The sequence below is a fragment of the Alteromonas sp. ABV4_515 genome, from assembly GCF_056160345.1.
Map to the genome: position 1 here is coordinate 351653 of NZ_JBSWWZ010000001.1, position 14940 is coordinate 366592.

General features: G+C 49.9%; 14 protein-coding genes. 10 read left to right on the forward strand and 4 right to left on the reverse strand.

Annotated elements, in window-relative coordinates:
- Positions 1-34: 34 nt before the first annotated feature.
- Complete coding sequence (locus ACXAGX_RS01520; protein WP_474836098.1) at positions 35-1114, forward strand: aromatic ring-hydroxylating oxygenase subunit alpha; 1080 nt, start codon at positions 35-37, stop codon at positions 1112-1114.
- A 47-nt stretch (positions 1115-1161) separates the two neighbouring features.
- Here the strand turns inward: ACXAGX_RS01520 and ACXAGX_RS01525 are convergent, their stop codons facing one another.
- Positions 1162-2904, reverse strand: a complete 1743-nt coding sequence (locus ACXAGX_RS01525; RefSeq protein ID WP_474836100.1) for a PAS domain S-box protein — start codon at positions 2902-2904, stop codon at positions 1162-1164.
- A gap of 185 nt (positions 2905-3089) precedes the next feature.
- On the opposite strand from ACXAGX_RS01525, the gene ACXAGX_RS01530 reads away from it, so the two are divergent.
- Positions 3090-3527: a hypothetical protein gene (locus ACXAGX_RS01530; RefSeq protein WP_474836102.1), complete on the forward strand. Its 438-nt coding sequence runs from the start codon at positions 3090-3092 to the stop codon at positions 3525-3527.
- A gap of 24 nt (positions 3528-3551) precedes the next feature.
- Here the strand turns inward: ACXAGX_RS01530 and ACXAGX_RS01535 are convergent, their stop codons facing one another.
- Positions 3552-3752, reverse strand: coding sequence for an oxidoreductase-like domain-containing protein (locus ACXAGX_RS01535; protein ID WP_474822354.1), 201 nt, complete (start codon positions 3750-3752; stop codon positions 3552-3554).
- Between the two features lie 308 nt (positions 3753-4060).
- Between ACXAGX_RS01535 and ACXAGX_RS01540 the strand changes: the two genes are divergently transcribed.
- Entirely contained in the window at positions 4061-4195 is a 135-nt protein-coding gene (locus ACXAGX_RS01540) for a hypothetical protein (RefSeq protein ID WP_474822358.1), read from the forward strand.
- An 8-nt stretch (positions 4196-4203) separates the two neighbouring features.
- On the opposite strand, the gene ACXAGX_RS01545 is transcribed toward ACXAGX_RS01540, so the two are convergent.
- Positions 4204-4383: a hypothetical protein gene (locus ACXAGX_RS01545; RefSeq protein ID WP_474836104.1), complete on the reverse strand. Its 180-nt coding sequence runs from the start codon at positions 4381-4383 to the stop codon at positions 4204-4206.
- Positions 4384-4471: 88 nt separating this feature from the next.
- Entirely contained in the window at positions 4472-5236 is a 765-nt protein-coding gene (locus ACXAGX_RS01550) for a DUF1961 family protein (protein ID WP_474822488.1), read from the reverse strand.
- 164 nt (positions 5237-5400) lie between these two features.
- Between ACXAGX_RS01550 and ACXAGX_RS01555 the strand changes: the two genes are divergently transcribed.
- The 7 genes from ACXAGX_RS01555 (at position 5401) to ACXAGX_RS01585 (ending at position 14902) form a co-directional block, all read left to right on the forward strand.
- Entirely contained in the window at positions 5401-8103 is a 2703-nt protein-coding gene (locus ACXAGX_RS01555; protein ID WP_474836106.1) for an exo-rhamnogalacturonan lyase family protein, read from the forward strand.
- 245 nt (positions 8104-8348) lie between these two features.
- A complete protein-coding gene (bglB, locus tag ACXAGX_RS01560; protein WP_474836108.1) occupies positions 8349-9455 on the forward strand; it encodes a beta-galactosidase BglB in 1107 nt (368 codons plus the stop codon).
- A gap of 27 nt (positions 9456-9482) precedes the next feature.
- Positions 9483-11027: an MFS transporter gene (locus ACXAGX_RS01565; RefSeq protein WP_474836110.1), complete on the forward strand. Its 1545-nt coding sequence runs from the start codon at positions 9483-9485 to the stop codon at positions 11025-11027.
- Positions 11014-12366, forward strand: coding sequence for an oligogalacturonate lyase family protein (locus ACXAGX_RS01570; RefSeq protein WP_474836112.1), 1353 nt, complete (start codon positions 11014-11016; stop codon positions 12364-12366). Before ACXAGX_RS01565 ends, ACXAGX_RS01570 begins: the two co-directional genes overlap by 14 nt.
- A gap of 2 nt (positions 12367-12368) precedes the next feature.
- On the forward strand, positions 12369-13130 hold the full coding sequence (gene kduD / locus ACXAGX_RS01575) for a 2-dehydro-3-deoxy-D-gluconate 5-dehydrogenase KduD (protein ID WP_474836114.1): 762 nt from the start codon (positions 12369-12371) through the stop codon (positions 13128-13130).
- Positions 13131-13156: 26 nt separating this feature from the next.
- A complete protein-coding gene (locus ACXAGX_RS01580; RefSeq protein ID WP_070126486.1) occupies positions 13157-13933 on the forward strand; it encodes an IclR family transcriptional regulator in 777 nt (258 codons plus the stop codon).
- Between the two features lie 18 nt (positions 13934-13951).
- A complete protein-coding gene (locus ACXAGX_RS01585; RefSeq protein WP_474836116.1) occupies positions 13952-14902 on the forward strand; it encodes a sugar kinase in 951 nt (316 codons plus the stop codon).
- Positions 14903-14940 lie beyond the last annotated feature (38 nt).

The following is a 14940-nucleotide window of genomic DNA, read 5'->3' on the forward strand; positions in this document are numbered from 1 at the left end:
ATTATTCCCCATGTGCAACGGTTCATTTGATGTAATGAACAGCACCGAATCTGAGGCTCAGATGGCAATACGTCATCCTTCCATTAAAAGCTATTTTGATAGCGAAACCAGCCAACTCGAAATCGATTCTGCGTTTTCACGCGGGCTGCATTATGCCGGTCATTCACTGATGGTGCCGGAGAAGTTCAGCTACCAGGTTTTGCCGCATTTTTCTGATCGATACGTGCTATTTAATCAGGGCGATAATTACGATTTGATATCGAACGTATGCCTGCACCGTCAGGCCAAACTCCTGGAAGGCGCAGGACGTACACGTAATATCATCTGTAAGCTGCACTGCTGGGGTTATGACAATCAGGGAACGCTGCGGGGCACGCCGTTCATGCAGCAAAAACATCAGGGCACACTGAAAAAAGAAACACTGACCAACTGGAACGGCATGCTGTTTCGCGGCCGAGCACCAGACATGGATCTCAGTGCGCTGGGGCTCGATAGTTATATCAATTTTGATGACTATTTCTTCGCCGAACTGGATACCACTCGCTACGCGTTTAACTGGAAAAGCTTTGTCGAGATTTACCTAGAAAACTACCACGTGTTTTCCATGCATCCGGGGCTGAAACAGTTTGTAAAAGCTGACGATTTGGAGTGGGCATTTGGCAGCGATTATTCGGTACAGAAAGTGGGCCTGGGTTCCGACCTACAAAAAGCCACAACACCGAATTACCGTCATTATCAGGATGCCTTTCTGACTCATTTCAACGGTAACCTGCCCCGCTACGGTGCTATCTGGTGCTTTATTTACCCGAACATCATGATTGAGTGGTATCCGGGTGTGTTAGTAGTCAGCACCATTTATCCTGATGGCCCTCGGCACTGTATCAATCATGTGGAGTTTTTCTACTCAAAAGCCCTGCACGATGCCGCTCCGGCGTATTTTACCGCCGAGCGTGAAGCCTATATGGAAACCGCGGCAGAAGATGAAACCGCCTGTACCATTCTGGAACAAGGCAGGGAAGCGTTATATCGCAATGGTGAAGACGAACACGGGCCGGTAGATGCGTTTCTCGAAGCCGGTGTGGCGGAATTTTATCGCTACGTCAACGCAGACTAATTTTTAGAGCGCCCTGAACCTGACATGATGTTTAAGCAGGGCGCAATTTAACTATCAATTTTCTGAATAAGTGCATCCAGCTTTTCGATATTGCTCACCGTGGTCTTTACCAGATTGTCGATTTCGTCTGAGGACTGTTTTGAGTTCCCAGCCAAGGTTCGCACTTCGTCAGCAACAACAGCAAACCCCCGCCCCATTTCACCCGCTCTTGCGGCCTCGATAGCCGCGTTGAGTGCCAGCAAGTTGGTTTGTTCCGATATGGTATTGATGGTACCGACGATAGAACTGATCGTCTGGCTGGTAGTTAATAGCTCCTTCATGGCAACCAACGTTTGATTAACCGCCTGCTTGCGGGTACTGACATCAATGGCAAAAAATACATAGCGCGTAATATCGCCATTAAAGCTTTTTAGCGCACTGATGCGAGCGTCGAATGCGAGGTATTGGTTATTTTCATGAATTTCAACAACCTTCGTGACAAACTCATTATGATCAAGCAAATCCTTATCTTCCGCCGTCAGAGCCTGCAAAACGCGCTGCGCAAAAACATCCTGGGCAATAACACCTGAAAGCGTTGTACGAAGTAATTTATTCACATCCACCACTTTGCCAACGGGATCAATTTCCATTAGCACAAGCGCACTGCCGATTGCTTTTAGCTTGTTGGTAAAATCCAGTGCCATCTGTTTAACGCGGGTAATATCTGCCTGAACAGCAATAAAATTAACCAGCTTTCCTTCCTGAAATACAGGGTTAATAGAAAGCGACGTCCAATAGGGCGCACCGTCTTTGCGATAATTTAAAATCTCATCGTAAAACGCTTCCCGGTTTTTTATTTTCTGCCGAATAACATCCACGGTTTTAGGGTCGGTTTCTTCGCCCTGTAAAATGGCTCCAGGTTTACGCCCTTTCACTTCCGCCAACGTCCAGCCTGTTAATCCTTCGAAGCCGTTATTAACGTATTCAATCAGCCCCTCTGCATCAGAGATAATAACCGCATTGTCTGTTTCATTCGCTACCAGAGAGAGCATTCGCTGCAGTTCACGCTGCTCAACTTCCTCGGTTACGTCTTTTACGAACGCCGTATAAAGCGTTCTATCATCAAGGCGAACCTTAGAAAGAGACAGCTTTCCCCACAGCGTGTCGCCGTGCTTGGTTTCAATTTTGACTTCGCGACTCGTTCCTACAATTTTATCCTGACCCGTTCGACGGTTAGCATTTACAAATTCATCATGATTCGCCTGAATGGCTTGAGGCACCAGCATTTTCACGTTCTGGCCAATAACCTCGTCGCGGCTATACCCCCACATTTTTTCAGCAGACGCATTGAATAGGGTAACCAAGTTATTGTGGTCAATACACACAACCGCATCCAATGCCTGCTCCAGGGTTTGCTCTACAATTTCACGGGATTCACGTTCCTCGGTAACATCCCGAACAAACGCTGTGTAGTGTTTTTTGCCGTTCAGGACAACCTGAGACAACGCAAGTTGAACCCATATACGCTTTCCTGATTTGGTTTCAAGCTCGACTTCTCTTGAACTGCCCACGATTTTGTTCACGCCTGTTTGACGGTGCGCGTTTACATAGCTGTCGTGGTTACTTTGGTGCTCACGTGGCACCAGCACCTGGATATTACGGCCTAATACTTCTTCCGGCGTGTATCCCCAGAGTTGTTGAGCGGCTTCGTTATAAAAAGTAACCAGGTTATTTTCATCAATGGTCACTACGGCAAGTATGGATTGTTGAAGTGCTTGTTCTGCTGCGTCATTACGTGAAAAAAACGGCATACTCTTTCCTCCTTGTTAGAAAAGGTATAGAAGCACTCAGACACTTTTTCCAATATAAGAAAAATTAAATCCTGTTTACGCGCCCAATGCATTCCCATTGAGAATGCGCAACGCTTGTGCAAAACTAAATTTGAGCCATCGATTATTCGCTAATGACTAGCAATATATGTAGAACAAGGATTGTTATGAAGAATTTAAAAACACTGAAACTGGGTTATTTCGCGTTTGTCATCGTCATGGTGGCCTTGTTTATCACTAACATACTGGCTGACAACGCAGTCTCTACCGGAGCAGCAATTGGCTCCGCTGGGCTGGTTTTTCTTGGATTCAGCTATCTTCGAAGTGAGCGTCACCGGCACAACTACCCCCTCGGTAGCCTCATAATTAGAGAAGGCGACAAGGTGGTATTTCAGCAAATGACCGGCCTGGAATCGACGCCACTAAGGATCGGCGTTGATGATATTTACGCGCTGAATTTTTCTTATCATTATCTGGGCGTGATATTAAGTGGTAACGGGCGTGGTTACGACCTCTCGTATCCGTACAATGAGGAAGAACTCAAAGCACACTTGCGTACTATTATTGGTGAAGGCGCTTTTGATCAGATAAAAATCAACGTGTGAGCTGAATCTTTCCTAAGCGGCACATTACGTGTCCCGCTTGTACGACTCCGTTATACTTTCTGATTGCTTAACATCGCTACTGGCCAGCTCAGAATCTGATTCACGAATAGCCTCCCGCCATGCCGCGCGCTTTTCATAATACACATCCCACACGCACTGATAACATGAACCGCTTCCGCAGCAGTCATCACTTTCCGGTTTTTCAGGCGGTTGAGGTTGCTCCATCACCATTCCCAGAATCAAATAAAATTTCAGTATGTGGTGAGATGAATTATTCAGCAAATAGGCCCTTCGAATAGCGACTATGTGTGAGCAAGCAATTTGTGATTAATCAATGGCAATGCCGATAGAAATAGACATTCACAAAATAGCTCACCTTATCTTTAAGCCATTCTGGATGTGACGTGCAGCATTTGTGAATAATACGTTAAATTTTATTCTTTTGACTAATACGCGAGCTATCTTCGTCGTGCTAAAACTGACTAATAATTCATCTTTCCCTGCGTGAGCAGGTTTTTCAGAAGGGTATTGTCATGGCACAGACGTTACAAAACCACGTTTCATTCCGCTTCGGCCACTGGCTAAAAGCGAAGTTAACTGATCCAAACTTATACTGTGCGTTAACCGGTCTTGCCGCACTGGTGGTCATTGAAACCGTCATTTTCTAATAACCATCTCAATGACTGCCTCGGGGCGATAGCGTAAATCCGATAACGTTTTTATTCTGTATGGCTTCATCGCTCAAAGAGCCCGCTTTTACGTCAACCTGCCGGATATTTTGAACCGCCAACTCTGCCTGACCGTCAATCTTGCAGAGGTAGCTCGTCTTGCCCACATCAATATGCTTCAACGTCACTGAAGCGATGTGGGTCAGACGGCGCTAATACGCGAACACCCGATATTTTCATTGTTAAAGTACGTCAGTCTGCTAGTGCCGTTTTGTTTTACTCACCTGCCACTTCCCAGATCGCTAAATCACGATACTGAAACCGGGTCCATTGCATTTGCCGGAAGCCCAGATAACCGTCGCCGAGTGGCTTGCCGGTATTTACCCCTTCAACAACAGGGTTGTCATCGGTGTAATCAATAACCTTTCTGTCGTTAATAAACAGCTTTATATGATTACTGATTTTTTCGAGACGAACCCGCTGCACCGTTCTGTCGAACGTGGAAATGCCTACTTCGCCGGTTTGCAGTAACGAGAAGGTATTGTTCTTGCGTAAATTTGCATGGCCGCGATCAGGGTTGTGGGCGGCATTAGCATAGTAGGAGATGTGATAACTACGGAGCTGACCTTCGGTGTACTGACTGAATGTGCCGTCCCGAGGCGGTAGCGACGGGTCGAAAATGCCCTCGCCGTTCACTCCTTTTGCGGCAAAGAAAACGATTACCAGACCGGCATCCGTCTTCAACGCCTGGGCGTCCCATTCTGCAATAAAGCTCTGCGGCAGCTTTTTCGGCATCCAAAACACATGATGAGACGCTTCATCCGGCGACCACATTTGCATCCAGCCGTTATCAAAAGATACCTCTCCTTCGCCTTCCATCACCCAGTCGCTGACATCAGTCCAACTACTTAGTGGGTTCTGGTATATGAGCTCGCCCTTAATCGCTCTCCCGCCAACGAGCCCCGATTGCTGCGCACAACCAAAAAGGCAAAACAAACCAGTAAATGCCGCCAACAGGATTTGCCAGAATTGTCTCTTCATCACTCCACGCCCTTTGAAAAATCCATATTTGAAACTCTTAGTTAACTCATAATGAATCAGTTTCGGTCAAATGGTGTTATTTCCATTCGCGTATGATAGAAGTTAAGCAAAGTTTAACAAGCGGTTAATATTTTTTGTTCCAAATTTGGATTTAAGGACGCTTTATGGACAGAAGACAATTTATAAAAAACAGTAGCATGGTGGCTTCTGTACCCCTCGCCATGACTGCCATGGGCTGTTCATCAACGGTAGCTGGACAGGCTGCTGCAACCCAAGCCGTAAAAACACCATCACGGATGCCGGGCACATTAAGCTGGCTGGAAGGCGCAGTCCCTTCTTATCAGCCAGGTACTACCTTCGGTTACCCATGGCCTGAAGGCGAATTGGCAAAAGACACGCCGCTATCACTGATTAGCGCCGAGGGTAACCCGATTCCACTTCAAACCTGGGTAACCGCTTATTGGCCAGACGGCTCGGTGAAATGGACCGCCCATGCCATTCCAGCCAACGCGGTAACCGGCGAAGCGTGCAAAATTATTAAAAGCAAACCCGCTGCGCCTCAGCAAGGGGTATCCGTTAGCCGTCAGAACGGCGACATTGCTGTAAATACCGGCGTTATTCGCTTCACCGTGCCGCAATCTGGCAGCGCGCTTATTACTTCACTGTTTCGAGGAAGCAAAGAGATTGGTCGTAACGCACGTCTGGTGGGTATGCGTCGTGATGCCCCGGAGAATGGCAATCAGGATGAACATTTTGAATCCCGCATCATAAGCGCAGAAGTAGAGCAACAAGGGCCGGTCAGAGCTGTCATCAAAATTACCGGCACTAACCGCACAGCGAATGGTCGCGAATGGCTACCGTTTACACTGCGCTTATATGCCTTTGCCGGTGGCGAAACTGTGCAACTCACGCATTCATTTATCTTCGACGGTAACGCCGAAAGCGACTTTATCAGCGGGCTGGGTCTGCGCTTTGAAGTGGTTCAAAGGGATGAACTGTACAACCGACATTTACGTTTGGTAGGTGAAAATAAGGGCCTCTGGGGAGAAGCGGTGAAAGGCATTACGGGTTTGCGCCGTGATCCGGGCGAAGCGGTACGTCAGGCACAAATTGCTGGTATCGCCACGCCACCACTTTCAGAGTGGGATGAACGTGTTAGCAGCCGTATGCACTACATTCCGGTGTGGAACGACATCACCCTCACGCAGATTAACGCCAATGGCTTTGAAATTCGAAAGCGCACCAAAGCCGGTCACGGCTGGATCGGTTCTGATCAAGGCCATCGCGCCAGCGGCGTGGGCTATCTCGGCGGTGTGAGTGGGGGCGTGCTGTTTGGCATGCGTGACTTCTGGCAACTGCACCCCGTGCAGATTGATTTACGCGACACCGGGCATGATGTGTCCACTGCCACCATCTGGTTTTACTCTCCGGAAGCTCCGGCCATGGACGTACGTTTTTATCATGACGGCATGGGCCAGGACACCTACGAAAAGCAGCTCGACGCACTGAATATCACCTATGAAGATTACGAGCCGGGCTTCGGCGATGCCCACGGCATAGCCCGCACCACAGAGTTCACCCTGGCCATTATGGACAGTACGCCATCACGGGATGGCACCATTAACATGGCACAAAGTATCCGCCATCCTGCCCGTCTCATTGCAGCACCAGAGGATTATCTGAACGCTAACGTATTTGGCGGTTTATGGAGCCTGCCAGATAGCTCCACACCGGCGCTTAAAAAGATTGAAGATCGACTTGCCTGGCAAGTGGAATACTATGCAGGGCAGGTAGACCAGCGCCACTGGTATGGCTTTTGGAACTTCGGCGACATCATGCACACCTACGATGCCGATCGCCATGTATGGCGCTACGACATAGGTGGCTATGCCTGGGATAATTCCGAATTATCACCGGATCTCTGGCTGTGGTATTCCTTCCTCCGCACCGGCGACCCAACCACTTTCCATTTGGCCGAACGGATGACCCGTCACAACCGCGACGTAGACATTTACCATGCAGGTCGATTTAAGGGTTTAGGCACACGACACAACGTACAACACTGGGGTTGCAGCGCCAAACAGCTACGGATCAGCACCTCGTCTTATCGTCGCTTCCACTATTTTCTTACCGGCGATGAACGTACCGGCGATGTGCTTAGCGAAGTTACCGATGCAGACAAAGCGCTGGGCGCGCTGAACGCGACCCGTAAGGTAGACAGCAGCAACCCCATTCCGAATATCGCCAAAATGGGCGGCGGAACGGATTGGGGCTCAGCGGCCGCTAACTGGCTGACAGCCTGGGAGCGCACCGGCGACGATAAGTACCGGCTACGCCTGGAAAACGCCATGAAAGTCATTGGCAATCATCCGCAAGGGTTCTTTGCCGGCGCCTTCGGCTATGACGTGGAGAAGCAGGAACTGGTGCCTTACCCTGAAAAAGAACCAGGGCTATCACATTTAAGCTCAGTGTTCGGCTTAATCGAAATGTCCACCGAGCTGAATCAACTGTTAGATGTACCTGAATATAAAGCGGCATGGTTGAAATATGGTCGTCTTTACAGCGCACCAGCGGCAGAGCAGGAAGCCGCCCTGGGTAAACGTATGCGGGGCAATAGTCTGACCGTGGCTCACTCCCGCCTTACCGCTTACGTCGCAGTGCAAGAAAACGACCCGGCCCTCGCCAAGCGCGCATGGCAAGAGTTTGCTAAAGAGTGGGGAGGCGAAAAGACCATAGGAACTACAGGGGTATATGGACCACATGTGCTAAATCCAGTTGAAGAAGCGGCTTGGGTGTCTACTAACGACGCCGCCCAATGGGGCCTAGCCGCCATTCAAAATATAGCGCTTGTTAAATCAGCGTTATAGGTCGACCGAACAACGGAGTGTGTGAAGTGAGGTTTGTTATCAAACCTACTTTTATGGGCAGCAGCAATGCTGCCCTTTTTTTCATAATTAAACTACCTATTGAACTTAGTGTTCCAAATGTGAAATTAATGTCACGTAGTTTTACAATTTGATTGTTAATGTGATGTGAAGCGATGTAACGTGATTGAAATTGATTTTTTCAGGTACATGACGGTACCGAAGTTTGGTTTCAATAAGGATTTCACATGCCTGCACGAGTTAACGACATCACCTATTCCACCGTTCGTCAGAAAATAAACAAACTCATCGACAACCTGGTGAATATCACCGACGAAACCGGTGAATTCTTACTAAAGCTGGAAGACGGCAGAATCATTGATACCAAGGGCTGGAACGACTGGGAATGGACCCACGGCATCGGCCTTTATGGTTTGCTTAAATACTGGGATATCACCGGCGACGATAAAGCCCGGGAAATCATCGAAGACTGGTTCGCCAATCGCTTCGCCGAAGGCACACCGACCAAAAACGTAAATACCATGTCGCCTTTCCTCACACTTGCCTACATGCAGGAGCGCACGGGTAACCGTAGCTATTTACCCTACCTGGATGTGTGGGCCGAATGGATCATGGATGGCATTCCTCGCACCGAAGAAAACGGTATCCAGCACATTGTTTTCAACTCAGTCAACTATCAGCAAATGTGGGACGACACGCTGATGATGAGCGTGATGCCGCTGGCAAAAATAGGCTTACTGATGGATCGCCCCCACTACGTGGAAGAAGCCAAGCGCCAATTCATGCTGCACACCAAATACCTGGCAGACAGAAAAACCGGTCTGTGGTTCCACGGCTGGACATTCGACGGTCGTCACAACTTCGCAGATGCCCTGTGGGCCCGTGGTAACTGCTGGGTCACCATCGCGATTCCTGAGTTTATTGAGTTGCTGAATCTGCCTGAAACCGACGCTACCCGCATGTTCTTAATTGAAACCTTAGAAGCACAGGTTAAAGCGCTGGTTAAAACCCAACATGAAGACGGCCTATGGCACACCCTGCTGGACGATCCGACTTCTTATCTTGAAGCGTCTGCCGCTGCTGGTTTTGCCTACGGCATCATGAAGGCTGTGCGCAAAGGCTACATCAGCGATGAATACCTGCCTTGTGCAGAAAAGGCCATTAAAGCAGTGCTGGAGAACATCGACGACACCGGCGAACTGCAACAGGTGTCTTTCGGCACGCCGGTATTCGACACCTTGCAGGGATACAAAGATATTCCGCTGACTTCTATGCCTTACGGTCAGTCGATGGCAATTCTCGCCCTCGTTGAATACATGAACGCCTACATCTAACCGATAAATAATAAGGGGGAGAGCACGATGGCACGACGTGAACTCAAACCGATAAACTATGTCGCTTACGGCCTCAACGATATTCTTGGGGCCGGTTCCATGGCTGTTATCAGCGGTTGGATCCTGTTTTTCTATACCACCTTCTGTGGCCTGTCTGCTGTTCAGGCTGCCAGTATTTTCGCGATTGCGCGTATTCTGGACGCCGTTGCCTCTCCCCTGCTCGGCCACATATCCGACGGTTTAGGCAATACCCGAATTGGTCGCCGTTTTGGCCGTCGTCGGGTATTCCTGATTTTCTCTATTCCCCTGCTACCTAGCTTTGCGTTGATGTGGGTAAGCGGCCAGCACTACCTTTATTATCTGGTCACTTACGTATTCTTCGAGCTGGTTTATGCCGCGGTTATCATTCCTTATGAAACCCTGGCAGCGGAAATGACAGACGACTACAAGAAGAAAGCAAAACTCGCCGGCGCACGTATTCTCACCGGTCAGATGTCTGCAATCCTAGCCGGTATTCTGCCAGCCTGGATTGTTAGCGCCGTTGGTGGCAAAGAATCGGCTTCGACTTTCCTGATCATGGGTATTATCTTCTCGATACTGTTCATGATTGTGGTGTTTACCGTGTGGATGTTCACCTGGGAGCGCGACCTCGATGAAGTGGGCGAGCAGGAACTCACAAAAGGCGAAGGTTGGACTTTATCAGGTACCATGAAGGCGCTTTATACCAACCTCATGTCTACCCTGAAAATCCGTGCGTTTCGTCTGCATCTGGGCATGTATCTGGGTGGTTACATCAGCCAGGATGTGTTCAACGCCGTGTTCACTTACTTTGTGGTATTCGCCATTGGCGGCTCGGTAGTCATTGCGTCTGAAATGATGGCCGTGACTTATGTTGCACAGCTATTTGCCGTTGCCGTTGCCATTCCTATGGTGATGCGATTTGGCCCGTCCCCCAGCTATCGTGTCGCCGTGACACTGTACATTATTGCGATAATCTCGCTGGTTGCCATGTACGCCACCACCGACAACTTTAACTTTGTGTGGCTGGTTGTGGGTGTCGTTATTGCCGGTTTAGGCCGGGGAGCGCTGAACTACATTCCCTGGAATACCTATAATTACATGGCCGACGTGGATCAGATAGTCACGGCACGTCGTCGTGAAGGCAGCTTTGCCGGCGTGATGACCTTCATCCGTAAAGCCACCCAAGCACTTGCCGTGATGTCGGTGGGGATCATTCTAGAGTTCGGTGGTTTTGTTTCCAATGCCGAAACACAAAATAGCCAGGCTATATCTACCATTGTGTTGATGATGGCTATCGGCCCGATCCTGGTACTGCTGTTCGGCTTCTTTGTTTCCACCAAATTCCGCCTGAGTAAAGAAACGCATGAAGTGCTGATGAATGAAATCGAGCACTTCAAAGCAGGCAATACTCAACCCACCAGCCCGGAAAACCAGGCGATTGTGGAAGACCTTTCTGGCTTTAGTTACAAAGAACTTTGGGGTAACAACACGGTGGGTGCGGTTCAGCAGGACGGCACAGCATCAGGGAGAACTCACAATGCCAATGTATAAGCTGTTCGCTGGCATTGTGCTGACAAGCTTCATCGCCTCGGTGCCTGCCCAAGCTGACGAATCCATTCCAAAATCCTGGATTGATAAAGACACCGGTCACCGTGTTGTCAGACTTTCGGAAGAAGCCGGCTCCCGCTCGCTATACTTCCATCAAAACGCCTACAGCGCCGACGGCAAATCCTTGGTGATTTCTGTGGACAATCCTAAAGGTGTAGCAGTGGTGAACCTGGAAGACGGTTCGGTAAAACGGATTTTTGAAGATCCGGACGTAGGCATTCTGTTCATGGGTCCGTCGAGCCGTAATGTGTATGTGACTCGTATTGAAGGCGCCGGTACCGGCGAAGTGGTAGCCAATAATGAGCTACAGTCTCCCACTGAAGTACTGGCCATCAACATCGATAGCGGCAAAGTAAAGCATGTGGCTACGGTTCCCCGGGGCAAGGTGCACTCCATCAACAAAGATGAAACCCTGCTGATAGGTGCCTTTGCTGAGCAGGAATACAGCATGGAATCAGGCCCCCGTCACGCGCGGTTTGAAGCCCGATATGAAGCCACCGACAAAAACGGTAATCCGCTGAGTTTTGCCGATGCCAAAGAAGTGCGCATCAATGAACGTCTGGAAGCACGCATTCCTATGCAGATGTTTGTGGTCGATACCCGCACCGGTGAACAACGTACTATCCACCAGGCAACTGACTGGCTCAATCACATTCAGTTCTCGCCTGCAGATCCAAATAAAATCATGTTCTGTCATGAAGGCCCGTGGCACAAAGTCGATCGCATCTGGACCATGAACGTGGATGGCAGCGATATTCGAAAAATGCACACCCGCACCATGAATATGGAGATTGCCGGGCATGAGTTTTTCGACGCCAGCGGCGAACGGATTTTCTATGACCTGCAAACGCCCCGTGGCGAAGTATTTTGGCTGGCCAGCGTGGATTTAAACACCGGCAAACGCGTGTGGCGTCATCTGCCTCGTGATTATTGGTCAGTGCATTTTAACGTTTCACCAGATGGCTCCCTGTTTGCCGGCGACGGTGGCGATGAGGAAATGGTGGCCAGGGCTGAAGACGGCAAGTGGATTTACCTATTTCGCGATGAACCCATTAACGATGTGGCCGGAATAAGTGCACCGGATGCCGAGTCCCTGATTAAGCCTGCGGTTCTCAAAGCAGAACGCCTGGTGAACATGGAAAACCATGATTACCGGCTGGAGCCCAACGTAACGTTTACTCCTGACAATAAATGGGTGGTATTCCGCTCGAACATGCACGGCCCGGTTCACGTTTATGCCGTGGAAGTGGCCAAAACGAATGACAATAAAGAGGGTAATTAAGGATGAGTATTTCTTTTGACCTAACAGGTAAAGTAGCCCTGGTCACAGGAGCCAGTCGTGGCATTGGTCAGGCGCTTGCCATTGGCTTCGCCAAAGCCGGAGCCAAAGTGATTTGTGCCAGCAGCCGCACCAGTGGTTGTGACGACACCGTTGCCGCCATCCGCGATGCCGGTAGTGAAGCTACGGCGTTGGCTGCTGACCTCAGTAACGCAGAGGCAACCATCAGGCTGGCCGAAGACGCATTGGGGATGTATGGCGGTGTGGACATTCTACTGAACAATGGCGGCACGATTTTCCGCGCCCCTGCCGTAGCGTTCCCACTGGATAAATGGCAGCAGGTGATGCAGGTCAATATCGACTCCGCATTCATTCTCTCTCAGGCTATTGGTAAAGCCATGGTGGCACAGGGTAGCGGAAAAATTATTAATATCGCCTCCATGCTGAGTTACAGCGGCGGCATTACTGTGCCTGCCTACACGGCCAGTAAACATGCCATTGCCGGTCTCACCAAAGCTTTAGCTAACGAATGGGGCACCCACAATGTGCAGGTGAACGCCATTGCTCCTGGTTATATTCGTACAGACAACACTCAGGCATTGCAGGACGATGAAAACCGCAGTACCGAAATATTAAAACGCATTCCGGCAAACCGCTGGGGTGAAGCCGAAGACCTGCAAGGTGCGGCGGTATTTCTGGCCAGCGCAGCCAGTAACTATGTCAACGGCCACATTCTGGCTGTCGACGGTGGATTTTTGGCTCGCTAGCCAAAGTGATAAACAAGGACACAACCATGACAGAACGTTATCTGATCCCAAGCGTTGTACATGCATGTGAAGTTTTCCGCCTGCTCGCCAGTCGCGACCGCGGAATGACCATGCAAGAGCTGGAAGCTTCACTAAATTTACCTCGCACCACGGTCTTCCGTCTGCTGCGTACCCTGGTATCCGAAGAAATGCTGGAGAAGCGCGGAAAGGTGTATTTCAGCGGTGCCAATCTAATGCAGCTAGGCCTGCAAATCATCCATTCCGATCGCATGCAGCAAATGGCCATTCCACACATTCAGCGGTTGGCGCTGCGTACCGGCCACACGGCACACCTGGCGGTGCCGAATCATGGCAAGGCGCTAATTGTAGAAGTGTTCGACAGCCCGAATCCGCTGATGGTATCGAAACGCCCCGGTGTAGAAGCGCAAATGCATTGCTCATCCACCGGCAAAGTGTTCCTGGCGTTCTTATATTACGACAACCTGGAGCTGCTATTGTCGGAACACCCCATGGAGAAGCATACGCCGTTTACCATCACCAACATGCAGGATCTCAAAAAAGAGCTAAACCGCGTACGTGCCCTGGGGTATGCGGTTGATGAGCGTGAGTACAATGAGAATGTACGTTGCGTGGCGGTGCCGGTAAGAAACAGTCTGGGAACAGTGGTTGCCTCAGTAGGCATTACTGCACCCGCGGCAGTGTTCCCTAAAAGCGCGGTGCCGAAAGTGGCCGAAATGGTTAAAGAAGCGGCACGAGGCATCTATAAAGATGCCTATCAGCTTGACCGTGTTAGCAGTTCCTAGCAGGCCATAGAGAAACCCATGTTGCAATCAGCAGTATTATCGAATAGCCGTCCCCGCCGCTGTACCCTGGCCGGAGAAGTGATGATTGAGCTCTCTGAGGCGGACAAAGGTCATTTCCGTCAGGGTGTAGCTGGCGACGTTTATAATACAGCAGTGTATTTAAAGCGCTGTTTGCCAGAAGGTGAAATAAGCCTGCTTACCGCCCTTGGCTGCGATACCCTAAGCGAGCACATGAAATCGGTGATTCAGTGTGAACACATTGATACATCGATGATTTTATCTCACCCCAATAAGCAGCCCGGATTATACGCAATTCACACCGACGATGACGGTGAACGTAGCTTTCAGTATTGGCGAAACGACTCTGCGGCTAAGCAATGGGTGAATCTTTGGTTGCAAGAAAACAGCCTCCTGCCGGCAGTCGACCTTATCTATCTCAGCGGCATTACGCTGGCCGTGCTGGATAACGGTCAGCGGGAGCAGCTACTTCATATGCTGTGTGAAGCCAGGGAAGCGGGTGCTCAGGTTGCCTTTGACCCCAATTATCGCCCCGCGCTGTGGCAGTCTGCAGACGAGGCTGCTCTGTGGACTAAGCGCGCTTACCAACTAACGGATATTGCGTTTCCCGGCATTGAAGAGCACAAGCTATTGTTTGGTCATCAGGACGGTTTCGATGCCATGGACGCATTGGCCAGCATGGGGGTGAGTGAAATAGTCTGTAAGAATGGCACAGACCATATTCAAATTCTGCATAACGAAACGATGGTGAGCGTGGAAGTAACGCCTGTCGAAAAGGTTATCGATACCACATCAGCCGGCGACGGCTTTACCGGTGCTTATCTTGCCGCCCGACTGCAAGGTAAACCAGTGCGAGCTGCTGCCGAGCAGGCCGCGAAGGTAGCAGGTATCGTCATTCAACATGCCGGCGCCATTGTGCCGCAAGCCCTGTTTCATCAGGCTTACAACTAGCCCTTTTCACTCTAATGAAAACGCCTTCCACATTGTTA

What these genes read in the sequence shown, in the direction of transcription:
- ACXAGX_RS01520 (WP_474836098.1), top strand. Translation starts at nt 35, where the DNA reads ATGAACAGCACCGAATCTGAGGCTCAGATGGCAATACGTCATCCTTCC.
- ACXAGX_RS01525 (WP_474836100.1), bottom strand. Translation starts at nt 2,904, where the DNA reads ATGCCGTTTTTTTCACGTAATGACGCAGCAGAACAAGCACTTCAACAA.
- ACXAGX_RS01530 (WP_474836102.1), top strand. Translation starts at nt 3,090, where the DNA reads ATGAAGAATTTAAAAACACTGAAACTGGGTTATTTCGCGTTTGTCATC.
- ACXAGX_RS01535 (WP_474822354.1), bottom strand. Translation starts at nt 3,752, where the DNA reads ATGGAGCAACCTCAACCGCCTGAAAAACCGGAAAGTGATGACTGCTGC.
- ACXAGX_RS01540 (WP_474822358.1), top strand. Translation starts at nt 4,061, where the DNA reads ATGGCACAGACGTTACAAAACCACGTTTCATTCCGCTTCGGCCACTGG.
- ACXAGX_RS01550 (WP_474822488.1), bottom strand. Translation starts at nt 5,236, where the DNA reads ATGAAGAGACAATTCTGGCAAATCCTGTTGGCGGCATTTACTGGTTTG.
- ACXAGX_RS01555 (WP_474836106.1), top strand. Translation starts at nt 5,401, where the DNA reads ATGGACAGAAGACAATTTATAAAAAACAGTAGCATGGTGGCTTCTGTA.
- bglB (WP_474836108.1), top strand. Translation starts at nt 8,349, where the DNA reads ATGCCTGCACGAGTTAACGACATCACCTATTCCACCGTTCGTCAGAAA.
- ACXAGX_RS01565 (WP_474836110.1), top strand. Translation starts at nt 9,483, where the DNA reads ATGGCACGACGTGAACTCAAACCGATAAACTATGTCGCTTACGGCCTC.
- ACXAGX_RS01570 (WP_474836112.1), top strand. Translation starts at nt 11,014, where the DNA reads ATGCCAATGTATAAGCTGTTCGCTGGCATTGTGCTGACAAGCTTCATC.
- kduD (WP_474836114.1), top strand. Translation starts at nt 12,369, where the DNA reads ATGAGTATTTCTTTTGACCTAACAGGTAAAGTAGCCCTGGTCACAGGA.
- ACXAGX_RS01580 (WP_070126486.1), top strand. Translation starts at nt 13,157, where the DNA reads ATGACAGAACGTTATCTGATCCCAAGCGTTGTACATGCATGTGAAGTT.
- ACXAGX_RS01585 (WP_474836116.1), top strand. Translation starts at nt 13,952, where the DNA reads ATGTTGCAATCAGCAGTATTATCGAATAGCCGTCCCCGCCGCTGTACC.